Annotated in this window: 10 protein-coding genes and 1 riboswitch; of the genes, 3 read left to right on the top strand and 7 right to left on the bottom strand. The window is 72.8% G+C overall.

Annotation, left to right across the window (positions count from 1 at the left end; translation table 11 throughout):
* Nucleotides 1-98: 98 nt before the first annotated feature.
* Nucleotides 99-1607: a hypothetical protein gene (locus GA0074694_RS06525; protein ID WP_141713985.1), complete on the bottom strand. Its 1509-nt coding sequence runs from the start codon at nt 1605-1607 to the stop codon at nt 99-101.
* A 392-nt stretch (nt 1608-1999) separates the two neighbouring features.
* Between GA0074694_RS06525 and dnaB the strand changes: the two genes are divergently transcribed.
* A complete protein-coding gene (dnaB, locus tag GA0074694_RS06520) occupies nt 2000-3406 on the top strand; it encodes a replicative DNA helicase (protein ID WP_091453952.1) in 1407 nt (468 codons plus the stop codon).
* Between the two features lie 34 nt (nt 3407-3440).
* Here the strand turns inward: dnaB and GA0074694_RS06515 are convergent, their stop codons facing one another.
* The 6 genes from GA0074694_RS06515 to GA0074694_RS06490 form a co-directional block, all read right to left on the bottom strand.
* On the bottom strand, nt 3441-4301 hold the full coding sequence (locus GA0074694_RS06515; RefSeq protein ID WP_091453949.1) for a bifunctional 5,10-methylenetetrahydrofolate dehydrogenase/5,10-methenyltetrahydrofolate cyclohydrolase: 861 nt from the start codon (nt 4299-4301) through the stop codon (nt 3441-3443).
* 21 nt (nt 4302-4322) lie between these two features.
* A riboswitch (ZMP/ZTP riboswitch) is annotated at nt 4323-4407 on the bottom strand.
* A gap of 26 nt (nt 4408-4433) precedes the next feature.
* Nucleotides 4434-5111, bottom strand: a complete 678-nt coding sequence (locus GA0074694_RS06510) for a maleylpyruvate isomerase N-terminal domain-containing protein (protein WP_091458765.1) — start codon at nt 5109-5111, stop codon at nt 4434-4436.
* A 160-nt stretch (nt 5112-5271) separates the two neighbouring features.
* Nucleotides 5272-5700, bottom strand: a complete 429-nt coding sequence (locus tag GA0074694_RS06505) for a TFIIB-type zinc ribbon-containing protein (protein WP_091453946.1) — start codon at nt 5698-5700, stop codon at nt 5272-5274.
* Nucleotides 5701-5723: 23 nt separating this feature from the next.
* Nucleotides 5724-6356: a phosphoribosyltransferase gene (locus GA0074694_RS06500; RefSeq protein WP_091453942.1), complete on the bottom strand. Its 633-nt coding sequence runs from the start codon at nt 6354-6356 to the stop codon at nt 5724-5726.
* Nucleotides 6357-6365: 9 nt separating this feature from the next.
* The gene (locus tag GA0074694_RS06495) at nt 6366-7796 is read right to left on the bottom strand and encodes a glycosyltransferase 87 family protein (protein WP_425413580.1); all 1431 of its coding nucleotides are present in this window, start codon (nt 7794-7796) and stop codon (nt 6366-6368) included.
* On the bottom strand, nt 7793-10318 hold the full coding sequence (locus GA0074694_RS06490; protein WP_245714566.1) for a putative bifunctional diguanylate cyclase/phosphodiesterase: 2526 nt from the start codon (nt 10316-10318) through the stop codon (nt 7793-7795). The genes GA0074694_RS06495 and GA0074694_RS06490 overlap by 4 nt, the downstream gene beginning before the upstream one ends.
* Nucleotides 10319-10972: 654 nt before the next feature.
* Here GA0074694_RS06490 and moaC point away from each other — a divergent pair.
* Nucleotides 10973-11464, top strand: coding sequence for a cyclic pyranopterin monophosphate synthase MoaC (moaC, locus tag GA0074694_RS06485; protein ID WP_091453933.1), 492 nt, complete (start codon nt 10973-10975; stop codon nt 11462-11464).
* Nucleotides 11461-11931 (top strand): MogA/MoaB family molybdenum cofactor biosynthesis protein, encoded by a 471-nt coding sequence (locus GA0074694_RS06480; RefSeq protein ID WP_091453930.1) that lies wholly within the window; start codon nt 11461-11463, stop codon nt 11929-11931. Before moaC ends, GA0074694_RS06480 begins: the two co-directional genes overlap by 4 nt.
* Nucleotides 11932-11978: the final 47 nt, after the last annotated feature.

Raw genomic sequence — 11978 nt, 5'->3', positions numbered from 1 at the left:
TCGGCGTACGGGGGTGCCGCGGGCGGCGGTCCTCCTCCGGGCAGTCCACCCAGAGAGGTGGCCGGATCAGCCGATCGGCTCGCCGGTCACCGCGCTGATCAGCACCGTGGACAGCCCCCGCCCACCACCGACGACGCCAACGCCAGCGTCGCCGTACGCCACGTCGTCCCGATTCGCCGTAGCAGCACCGCCACCAGCAGACTCGTCGCCAGCGCCAGCCCGAACCGTGGCCCCCCGGAGACGAACGACTCGATCGCGTGTGACTGCGGCGAGTCGCAACCGGCACCGGTGAGGTCCGTGACACAACCGGCCGGGGCCTGACCGCTCAGCGTGAGCAGCCAGACGAAGACCGCCAGCGCCGGCAGCAGGTAGCAGCCGACGGTGTAGAGCAGCGATCGGATCCCGCCGGCCGGATCCGGATCGAGCAGGTCCTCCTCGATCCGGCGGGCCTGAGGCACCGCGACCACCCGACCCGGACGCGGCCGTGCCCCGGCAGCTGGATGACCCGGCAGCCCACCGGGCGACAGCACCGGGGCCGGGCCGCGCGAGGTCACCGGCGCACCCGACGACACCGGTGCGGGGGCGGGACGATGCTGCGGCGCCGGACCCGACCCGGGCCATGCGGGCACCGCCGGGGACCGGGGCGCGGACTGCGGCGTCCCCATCCACCGGGGGTCGTCGCCGGAGAGCCGGGTACCGGGCCAGAAGCCCTCGGATGACTCCGGCGAGGACCAGGCCCCCGGCTCACGGTCCCGCCGCCGGGGCTGGCCGCTCGCCCACTGCCCAGTGTCGGTGAACTCCGACCACCGGTGGCCGCCGTCCGACCACCCGCCACGCCCGGGAGCCAGCGGCCGGTCCCAGCCGTGGACACCCGAGGCATCCCACGGATCCGGCGACACCGCCGGCTCCCGGTCCGGCCGGTGCCACGCTCCAGGATCCCGGGCCGCCCACTCCGGATCGGCCTCCCGTGACCGGGGCCCGTCCGCCGAGTGCCGGCTCCGTCGGGTCGGTTCTCCCGTGGCACCCCGCTGATGTCGCAACCGGGGCGGCTGCCAGGGCATTTCCTCGGGCTGTCCAGCCGGCCCGAGCGGACCTTCCACCCCGGCCGGCCACACCGCGGAACGGGGCGACGGCGGACCACTGTGCCGGCTCGGTGGTGGACCCGCAGGAGGATCGTCCCGTACAGGCTCCGCCCGGCGGCTTCCGACGTACCCGGACGGGTCTTCCACCCGCCGCCCCCGATACTGCTCCGACCAGCCGGCACCGGGAATCGACACCTCACCGCCCGCCGGCTCCTGCCAGCCCGTCGGCCCGGCGCCCCACCGCCCGTTGCCCCGCCAGCCGAGATCGACCGGGACCCGCTCCTCGCCCGGCGCGTCGTGCCGGTGCCGGCCGCCACCACCCGGATCCGGGACGGACCCGTCCCGCGCCCACCGGGGCACGTGCTCGCCGACCACCCCCGCCCGCTCGTGCTCCGCAGTGGGGGGTCGGCTGCTCGTCCAGTGGTCGGCGGGGAAGGACGGCTCCGGCTCGGCCGGATCACTCCAGGGGAACATCGGCGCACGCTCACGCGAGCTGACCTCATGCGCCCAGTCCCGGTTGCTCACGGCCGGAGCGTGACCCTTCTCCACGAAGTGCGATCCGCTCCGCCAGGCGGAGCCGATGTCCGAGATAGTACGGGACGATGCCGGGCCCGATCGGCCGGGAAAATCTTCCTCCACAGGCTGTGTGCAGAGTTCTCGCAGCTCAAGGCGATTGTGACCTGGATTACCCGCGAGTTATCCACAGTTTGTGCACAAGCTGCACACACCCAGAGGCGTCCTGTCCACAGGTTGTCCCGAGGCTCGTCCACCGGGTTGCTTGAGCCCTTCACCTCGGGTTCCGTATGGTTGGCCCCCGACCGGCCCCACGATGGCCCCCGATCGCCGGACCGGTCGGCGGCGAGCCGCCACGCCGGTGGCCGGCCGGACGCGATCCGACGCAGCGGAGGGGGGAGCCGGTGTCGGTCACCGACGACAGGCGAACAGAGTCCCGGGCCAACGGGCAGCCACCCACTCCGGCCCCGCGGGACGGGCAGTTCGACAAGACCCCGCCCCAGGACGTCGCCGCCGAGCAGTGCGTACTCGGCGGAATGCTGCTGTCCAAGGACGCCATCGCCGACGTCGTCGAGATCCTCAAGACCCACGACTTCTACCGGCCGATCCACGCCACCATCTTCGACACCATCCTGGAGATCTACGGCCGCGGCGAGCCGGCCGACCCGATCACCGTCGCCGCTGCCCTGGCCGACTCCGGCGACCTGGTCCGCATCGGCGGTGCCCCCTACCTGCACAGCGTGATCGCGAGCGTGCCGACCGCGGCCAACGCCGCCTACTACGCCCGGATCGTCGCCGAGCGGGCCGTGCTCCGCCGGCTGGTCGAGGCCGGCACCAGGATTGTCCAGCTGGGCTACGGCACCGCCGCCGGCGGCAGCCGCGACGTGGACGACGTGGTCGACCTCGCCCAGCAGGCCATCTACGACGTCACCGAGAAGCGGGTCAGCGAGGACTTCGCCGTCCTCGCCGACATGCTCCAGCCCACCCTCGATGAGATCGAGGCGGTGGGTGCGCAGGGCGGCGTGATGACCGGCGTGCCGACCGGCTTCAGCGACCTGGACCGTCTGCTCAACGGCCTGCACCCCGGCCAGTTGATCATCGTGGCAGGAAGGCCCGGTCTGGGCAAATCAACGGCAAGTATGGATTTTGCCCGAAATGCTGCTATTCGGGCGAACCAGGCTGCCGCGATCTTCTCGCTGGAAATGAGCAAGGTCGAGATCGTCATGCGACTGCTCTCGGCCGAGGCGCGGGTGCCCCTGCACGTGCTGCGTAGCGGGCAGCTCTCCGACGACGACTGGACCAAGCTGGCCCGCTGCATGGGCGAGATCAGCGAGGCGCCGCTCTTCGTCGACGACACCCCGAGCATGAACCTGATGGAGATCAGGTCCAAGGCGCGACGGCTCAAGCAGCGGCACGACCTCAAGATGATCGTGGTGGACTACCTCCAGCTCATGACCTCGCCGAAGCGTACGGAGAGCCGGCAGCAGGAGGTCGCGGACCTGTCCCGAGGGCTCAAGCTCCTCGCCAAGGAGGTCGAGTGCCCGGTCATCGCGGTGAGCCAGCTGAACCGTGGTCCCGAGCAGCGTACCGACAAGCGTCCGCAGTTGTCCGATTTGCGTGAGTCGGGATCAATTGAGCAGGATGCGGACGTTGTCATACTTTTGCATCGGGATGACTACTACGACAAGGAGTCGCCCCGGGCCGGGGAGGCGGATTTCATAGTTGCCAAGCATCGGAATGGACCGACCGATACCGTGACCGTGGCCGCACAGCTCCATCTGTCGCGGTTCGTCGACATGGCGATCGTCTGACGGATCGTTTCCGTGCCCGGGATGCGATTCCGGGTCAGCGCACACCGAGCTGCCGGGTCGCCGCCTCCACCGTCTGGGCCAACAGAACCGCGATGGTCATCGGCCCGACCCCGCCCGGGACCGGGGTGATCAGGCTGGCCCGCTCCCGGGCGGACGCGAAGTCGACGTCACCGACGTTGCCCGGGTTGTAGCCGGCGTCCACCACCACCGCGCCGGGTTTGATGTCCGCACCGGTCAGGAGACGCGGTCGGCCGACGGCCGCGACCAGGACGTCGGCCTCCCGGGTGAGCGCGGAGAGGTCGGTCGTACGGGAGTGGCAGTAGGTGACCGTGGCGTCCCGCCCGAGCAGGAGCAGTCCGGCCGGTCGGCCCAGGATGGGGCTTCGGCCCACCACCACGGCGTGCTTGCCGGCCAGATCGACCCGGTACTCGTCGAGCAGCCGGAGGATGCCGCCGGGCGTGCAGGAGACGAAGCCGGGCAGCCCGAATCCCATCGCGGCGAAGGAACGCGTGGTGACGCCGTCCACGTCCTTCATTGGGGCGATGGCCTCGAAGGCGGCGCGTTCGTCGATGTGCGCCCCGACCGGGTGTTGGAGCAGGATGCCGTGCACCTGCGGGTCCCGGGACAGGGCGGTGATCGCCCCGACGAGTTCGTCCGTGGTGGTCGAGGCGGGCAGGGCGACATGTCGTGAGCGGATGCCGGCCTGCTCGCAGCGGTTGCGCTTCATCCGGACGTAGGTGGCGGAGGCCGGGTCCTCGCCGACCAGCACGGTGGCCAGGCACGGGGCGGTGCCGGTGCGTTGCCGCAGGTCTGCGGCGGTGGCGGAACTGGCGTCGATGATGCGCCGGGCGAGGTCACGGCCGTCCATCAGCCGGGCCGGATGCGTCTGGGCCATGGGGCACTCCTGAGCCTCGTGGAGGGTCGCCCAGGCGTACGGCATCGACGGTCGTCGGGCCGCTCCCCGGTGGTGCTCCACCTCAACGCCAGTAACGGACCGTCCACACTGTACTCGCCGGTGGGGCCTTGTTCAGCCCAGCAGCGGGAACCAGCCGGCGACCTCGCCCAGGTCCGCCCGGTCGGCGTCGGTGAGCGGGATCCGGCCGGTCGCTTTCAGCAGGTACTCCTCGTCGGTCCAGCTGGCGGGCCGGACCGCGTCGTCGCTGAGCAGGCCGTCCATCGTCGTCACCGCCACGGTACGGGCCAGCGGGCCGGGGCCCGGCGCGTCGGGCAGGTCGACGGTCAGGTCGAGGTGGTGCACCGCCGCCTCGGTGGTCAGGGTGGCGAGCAGGTCGGCGACGCGCAGCACGTGCCCCTGGGTGGTCACCAGGTGCTCCGGGTCGGCGGCGGTCGCCGCGCGGACGGCGGCCGGGGCGGTCTCGGTCCAGAGCCGGACCACTCCGACGGGACGGTCGAAGGCGGCGGCGGACCGGCGGGCCCACCAGGCGTGCCGGGCGGATTCGCCGTCGTCGGACGGGAACGACCGCCAGTAGCTGACGTCGTCGGAGTCGACTGGGCCGTCGGCGGGGCTGGCCAGGGCGACCAGGGCGCGTTGGGCGTCACAGAGCAGGTGGAAGAGCAGGTCGGCGACGAGCCAGCCCCGGCAGCGGGTGGGCCGTTGCAAATCGTGGTCGTCGAGGTGACCGACGACCGCGCTGATGCCCGCGTACGCCTCGGCAAGCGCCTCGTGCGGCCGGAACTCGGTCATGGTGCCGAGCGTCGCACGGCTGGCGGTGCTCCGCGCGGCGGCGGGGCGACCGGACCGGCGGGTTCCGGTCCGGTCGCCCCGGCGTGGGTCGGTCCGCAGGACCACGGGGTGGGTCAGCCCGGGAATGCCGGGCGGGTGGGCCGGCGGAGCGCCGGATGGATCAGCCGAAGAAGTCGCCGAGGAAACCGTGCTGCTTCTTGCGGCGGTAGTGCCCGTGGTAGCCGTAGTGCTGGTGGCCCTGGCCGCCGTAGGCGGGTGCGGGCGCGGCCGGGTAGCCCGGCGGCGGGGGTGGGGGCGGGGGCACGGTGCCGTAACCGGGCTGGTGTGGCGCGGCACCGGGCGGCGGGGGTGGCGGAGGCGCGTACCCGCCGGGTTGGCCGGGGGTGTGCCCCGGTGCCGGGCCGGGGGGTGGAGGTGCGGCCGGGGTGGTGGCGTGCTGCTTGTTCCAGTTCGCCTCCGCCTCGAACAGCTTTTCGAGTTCGCCGCGATCGAGGAAGATCCCCCGGCAGTCGCCGCACTGGTCGACGATGACTCCGCTGCGCTCGTACTGGCGCATGTCTCCTTGGCACTTGGGACAGGTGAGCTGCATTTCTCGACGGTACCCGCTGGGCGTCAGGATGCCGCGGCGAGCGCTCCGGTGACTTCCTGGTCGGAGACCTCGTGGAAGTCGTCGTAGTAGCGGCTGACCGCGCCGAAGTCGGGGGGTGTCCGGACGGAGACCACCTGGTCGGCCTCGGTGGCGAGCATGTCGCACGCCTCCTGGGAGCCGACCGGGACGGCGACCACGACGCGGCGGGCACCGAGGTGGCGGGCCACCTGGACGGCGGCGCGGGCGGTGGCGCCGGTGGCGAGGCCGTCGTCGACGACGACGGCGGTCCGGCCGGTCAGGTCCAGCGGTGGCCGGTCGGCCCGGTAGAGCTGTTCCCGGCGTTCCAGTTCGGCCTGTTCGCGGCGGACGACCTCGTCGACCTCGTCGGGGTCGAGGCGGCCGGCCACCGCGTCGTTGAGGACCCGCACGTCGGCGGGGCCGAGTGCGCCGAACGCCACCTCGGGTGCCCAGGGCATGCCGAGCTTGCGGACCACCAGTACGTCCAGGGGAGCTTCCAGCCGGGCGGCGACCACCTGGGCGACCGGGACGCCGCCCCGGACGAGCCCGAGCACGATGACGTCCGGCTGGCCGGCGAGCCCGTCGAGCCGGTCGGCGATCGCCTCGCCGGCTTCGGCGCGGTTGCGGTACGTGGTCATGCCTCCGGTCTACGCCCTGTCGGCCGCTTCCGCAGGAGAGTCGGCCGAACCGGGGCGATCGGATTCCGCCAGACCGGGGCGATCGGACTCCGCGAGTCGGAGGGCGGGTGCCCAGATCAGGAAGGCGAGCGGGTAGAGCAGGTACCCGAAGCGGGTGGCCGGCATCAGGGCGATCGCGGCGAGCAGCCCGTACCCGCAGACGAGGGCGCCGGTGGCGGCGGTGCGGGGCGGTCGGCGCAGCAGGTGGACGGCGATGGCCAGTCCGGCCGCCACCAGGAGGCCGGCGGCGACGGTCCGGCCGGCGGGAAGGCCGGTGGCGACGAGGTGCCCGGGGAAGGGGGACGCGGCCGGACTGGTGACGAGGCCCTGGCCGAGGGGGAAGCGCAGCACGTTCTCGACCAGGGCGTCCCGGTCGACGAGGAGGGCGGGCAGGAGGGCGGCGGCGGGCAGGCCGAACGCGGCGGCGGCGAAGCGTCCGGCGGCGCGGCGGGTGACGGCCCAGAAGAGCAGGACGAGGGCGACCGGCCAGGCGAACAGCTTGAGTGCTCCGGCGAGGCCGACGGCGAGGCCGGCACGGCCGGGTCGGCCGGTGGTGGCGTGGGCGAGGGCGAGCAGGCAGAGCGCGAGGACGGGTAGGTCGTCGCCGCCGGTGGCGAGGGTGAGCGCGCAGATCGGCAGGACGGTGGCGGCCTGGACGGCGCGCAGCAGGGCGGCGTCGCGGCGGGCGCGGTGCCGGGGGGTGCCGCCGGCGAGGGTGCCGCCCCCGAGGCCGCCGCCGGCGCCGAGGGCGCCGGTGCGGAGGGCGCGGACGGCGAGAGCGAGGACGAGCGCGGTGGCCAGGGCGAACCAGATCCGCGCGTCGGTCCACCAGGCGTCGAGGGCGGCCCGGGGCAGGCCGAAGAGGGCCATGCCGGGTTGGTACGGGGTGTAGCCGAGCAGCTGTTCGGCCGGTGGCAGGGCGGCGATGGCGTCGTGGCCGAGGTAGGGGGTGCCATCGTGGAGCAGCCGCGCGCCGGAGTGCTCGACGACGACGACCTCCTCCTGGGCCCGGTCGGTTCGTCCGGCCGACCGCTGCACGGCCTGCCAGCCGAGCGGGAGGAGTGCGGTGGTCGTCCAGGTCAGGACGGTGACCGCCGAGCGGGCCGTGGTGCCGGCCAGTGGGCTGTCGGGGTGGCGTCGGTGGGCGAGGAGTTGACCGGTCGCGAGGAGGGCCGCGACCAGGTAGCCGATGGCTGCGACCGCACCCCAGGCACGGTGGGACGGGAGGGTGGAGGTGACGGCGGTGATTCCGGCGAAGGCGGCCGAGACGGCGTAGAGGCCGAGGTCGAGGGGGAGCCCGCCGGCCGCGCCGTCGATCGCCTGCCAGGTCCGGCGGGCGCGTGGGGCGGCTGGCCCGACGGCGGGTGTGGAGCTGCTGCGGGGCGCGGGCCGACTGGTCACCCGGGAGAGTGTGGCAGACGGTCGGTCCGGTTCCGTCCGTTCGGTCGGCGGCCGGGGGCGAGGCGGATCACCGCACCGGCGTCGTGCAGGGGCGGGGCGAGGGTGCCGGGTCGGCCGCCGGCCCCACGGTGCAGGGCGGCGAGGAAGCGGTTGGCGGGCATCGGGCGGGCGAAGAGGTGGCCCTGGCCGGCGAGGCAGCCGAGTTCCCAGAGCGCGCGGCGTTGCGGCTCGCTCTCCACGCCCTCGGCGACGACGGTGAGGCCGAGGCTGCGCCCGAGGTCGAGGGTGGAGCGGATGACGGCGGTCGCCTCGGCGGAGCTCTCCATGTCGGTGACGAAGGTCCGGTCGATCTTGATCTCGTGCACCGGGATCCGGGACAGCAGGGAGAGCGAGGAGTAGCCGGTGCCGAAGTCGTCCAGGGCGAGGCGGACGCCCTCGTCGCGGAGCCGGCCGAGGACCCGGTCGACGATGTCGAGCTGGCTGAGGGTGAGGTTCTCGGTCAGCTCCAGCATCAGTCGGTCGGGGGGGAGGTCGTGGGCGCGCAGCCGGGTGAGCACCGCGCCGGCGAAACGGGCGTCGAGCAGGCTGCGCGGGGAGACGTTGACCGCGACCGGAATGTCGAAGCCGGCTTCCCGCCAGCCGACCAGGGCGAGGAGGGCCTGGTCGAGGACGCTCTCGGCGAAGGCGGGGAGAAGACCGGAGCGTTCCACGGCCTCCAGGAAGCGGGCCGGGTCGACGGTGCCGTTGGTGGGGTGGTGCCAGCGGGCGAGTGCCTCGGCGCCGACCACCTCGCCGGTGGCGAGGTCGACGATGGGCTGGAAGTTGACCGCGAACTCGTGGTCGGCGACGGCCCGGGGCAGGTCGCCGCCGAGGGCGAGCCGGCCGAGGTCGGCCGTGTCCCGGGCGGGGGTGTAGCTGGCGATCCGCTGGCCGTTGCGTTTGGCCTGGTACATGGCGACGTCGGCGCGACGGAGCAGTTCGGCCATGCCGCCGGTGCCCGGTGCGGTGGCGATGCCGCCGCTGGCTTCGACGCTGATCCGCATGCCGTCCAGGTCGAAGGGTTCGTGCAGGGCGGTGAGCAGGGCCTCGGTGCGGTGGGCGGCCATCGCCGGGGCGGGTAGTCCGCGCAGGAGGACGGCGAACTCGTCGCCGCCGAGCCGGGCGACCAGGTCGTCGTCGCGGGTCGCGTCACGTAGCCGGGCGGCCACCTGCACCAGGATCCGGTCCCCGGCGGCGTGGCCGAGAGTGTCGTTGATCTCCTTGAAGTGGTTCAGGTCGATCAGGGCGAGGGCGGTGACGCCGTCGGCGTGGCGGCCGTTGAGCTGTGCGCTGCCCTGGTCGAGCAGGTGCCGACGGTTGGCCAGGCCGGTGAGGGCGTCGTGGGTGGCGGCGTACGCGTGGTCGGCGGCGGCCCGGGCCAGTTCGGCGTACGCCTGGGCGTTGCGGACCGCCGTGCACAGGGCCGAGGCGAAGGTCCGCAGGGTGTACTGCTCGCGTTCGTTGAGGCGTACCGGGCCGCGGAAGCGCAGGCGCAGCAGCCCGACGTCGAGGGTGCGGTCGTGTCCCTCCAGCGGGATGGGGATGACCGAGCCGTCCACGGTGGTGGGCTCTCCGCCGGGGCCGTCGTAGGTGATCTTGTGGCTGTTGCCGCGGACGCTGCGCGGGCCGTCGTGCAGTTCGACCTCGACCTCGTCGGCGGAGAAGAGTTCGGCTGCCTGGGTGACGGCGGTGGTGAGGACACGGTTGAGGTCCACCGAGTTGAGCGCGTCGGTGGTCCGGGCCAGTCGCTGCCAGGCCTGCTGCTCGGTGCGGGTCTGGATGCGGTGCGAGTAGGCCAGGTGCAGGCTGAGCACGAGCGGCGGGACGGCCAGCAGCAGCCGGGTGTCGGCCTGGAGGATGACCAGCGTGCAGAGGGCGACCGCGAAGCGCACCGCGAAGCCGGTGAGGCGTAGGTCGAGGTTGCTGCGGAACTGGCGGGAGACGCGGGTGCGGGAGGCGAGCGCGATGACCGGGATGGCCAGCAGGTCGTCGACGAGGGCCGCGGCGAGGTAGGCGACGGCCACGGGTACGACGAGGTTGGCGAGGCCGGCCGGGGGCCACGACCAGTCCAGCGCGACCAGGACGAGGCCGGCGGTGCCGGCGACGAGCACGTTCTTGCCGATGCCGAAGGCCCGCTTGATGGCCGGCAGCTTGCGTGAGGCCAGGGCGACGGCGAGGCCGGTGCAGAAAATCACCCACGGCGTGGGGGCGATCGCCACACCGATGATGATTGCCGTTTCGTTCCAGCTGATCGAATGCGTGGTCGACCGGATACGAATTCGTGCCTTCGTCGATGCGCTGACGAAGATCATTAGGGTGAGCATGGCCAGCAGCGCGACGTCACCGGCGGTCGTCGGGACTCGGGTGAGCACGGCGGCGCAGACCGCCGCCACCTCGACACCCAGGGCCACCACGACGACGAGACCGACAAGCAGTCGAAGCTGCCGATCGGTCTCATTGACGTGTCGCCTGAGAACAGCCACAGTTCGTCCCCGGGGTTCGCTGGCCTGTGCAGCGTACCGCAGGGAATCGTCGCTTCCCGGGTCTAATTCACTCCCACTCGCTGCCACGCATGGCCCGACCCTTTCTGCCCCTCCGCCCCGGTACGGGGCCGGCTCCTGCCTGCTCCAGGTGCAGCCTAGGCAAGGGTATGGCAGTTTAGGTACGATAAATGTCGCTATATGCAACATTAGTTAAGAGTCCGACCTTTTGTTACTTTCTGTCCATCCAAGATGAACGGAGCGGCGCGAGCCGCTTTCGCTGCGCATTCAAACTGTCGCTTGTCGCCGCCGATTGCACACCGGCGGGGTGGCGGGGTGGACCCGCCCTTCCGGTGGATCCTTCGGTGACCGGATGGTCACTCGGGCGGAAGAAGTCGGTCGACGTGACTCGCCAATGACGGTCATTGTGGGCACTTCTGGTCCTCCGGAATTGCCCGAGGAACGGAGAGTAATCGTGGCGCGGTCATCGGGGAGTGGTCGGGTCCGTGGCGCCACCGGTTCGTGGACGCCTTTGCTGTGCATCTTCGGGGAATGCCCAGGCATTTGGAAAGCCCACCGGGAGTGAGCAAGTCCACCGTCGCCATGTGCCGCCCGGGTGACCGCGCCGGGCGTCGTGGCGGGGTTAGGCTCACCGGCGTGACCGATCCCGCGCAGTTGACGCACCTCGACCCGGCGGGCGCGGCCCGCATGGTCGACGTCTCCGCCAAACCGGTCTCCGGCCGCCGGGCCGTGGCCGCCGGTCGGCTGCGGACCACGCCCGAGGTGATCGGGCTGCTCCGGCGGGACGGCCTGCCCAAGGGCGACGCGCTCGCCGTGGGTCGCCTCGCCGGCATCATGGGCGCCAAGCGGACGCCGGACCTGATCCCGCTCTGCCACCCGATCGCCCTGCACGGGGTGACCGTGGACTTCGAGTTGACCGAGGACACGGTGGAGATCACCGTCTCCACGCGGACCGCAGACCGGACCGGCGTGGAGATGGAGGCGCTCACCGCGGTCGCCACCGCCGGGCTCGCCCTGGTCGACATGGTCAAGGCCGTCGACCCGGCGGCTTCCGTCGACGGGGTACGCGTACTCCGCAAGGAGGGCGGTAAGACCGGCGACTGGCGGCGGCCGGAGGACCGGCCGTGATCCGGGCCCGCGTGATCGTGGCGTCCAACCGTGCCGCCGCCGGGGTGTACGCCGACACCAGCGGCCCGATCCTCGTCGCCGGCCTGCGGGACCTCGGCTGCGCGGTCGACGGCCCGGTGGTGGTGCCCGACGGGGAGCCGGTCGGCGAGGCGTTGCGAGCCGCCGTCGCCGACGACGTCGACGTCGTGCTGACCAGCGGCGGCACCGGAGTCACCCCCACGGACCGGACCCCGGACGTCACCCGGGCGGTCCTCGACCACGAGATCCCCGGCATCGCGGAGGCCATCCGCGCGCACAGCCGGGCCACCGTACCGACCGCGGTGCTCTCCCGGGGGCTCGCCGGGGTGGCCGGACGGACCCTGGTGGTGAACCTCCCCGGCTCCACCGGCGGGGCCCGGGACGGGCTGGCCGTGCTCGGTCCGATCCTCGCGCACACCGTCGACCAGCTGCGGGGCGGCGACCACTGACTGGCCCCACCGGGACGCGCGCCGGCCCTCTCCGCACCCCGATAGGG

Origin of the sequence: Micromonospora inyonensis (assembly GCF_900091415.1) — a bacterium.
GTDB classification, from domain to species: Bacteria; Actinomycetota; Actinomycetes; order Mycobacteriales; family Micromonosporaceae; genus Micromonospora; species Micromonospora inyonensis.
The sequence above is the reverse complement of the archived record's forward strand: the minus strand, read 5'-3'. Positions and strand labels throughout refer to the sequence as shown.

What these genes read in the sequence shown, in the direction of transcription:
- GA0074694_RS06505 (WP_091453946.1), bottom strand. Translation starts at nt 5,700, where the DNA reads ATGCAGCTCACCTGTCCCAAGTGCCAAGGAGACATGCGCCAGTACGAG.
- GA0074694_RS06515 (WP_091453949.1), bottom strand. Translation starts at nt 4,301, where the DNA reads ATGGCCCAGACGCATCCGGCCCGGCTGATGGACGGCCGTGACCTCGCC.
- GA0074694_RS06510 (WP_091458765.1), bottom strand. Translation starts at nt 5,111, where the DNA reads ATGACCGAGTTCCGGCCGCACGAGGCGCTTGCCGAGGCGTACGCGGGC.
- GA0074694_RS06500 (WP_091453942.1), bottom strand. Translation starts at nt 6,356, where the DNA reads ATGACCACGTACCGCAACCGCGCCGAAGCCGGCGAGGCGATCGCCGAC.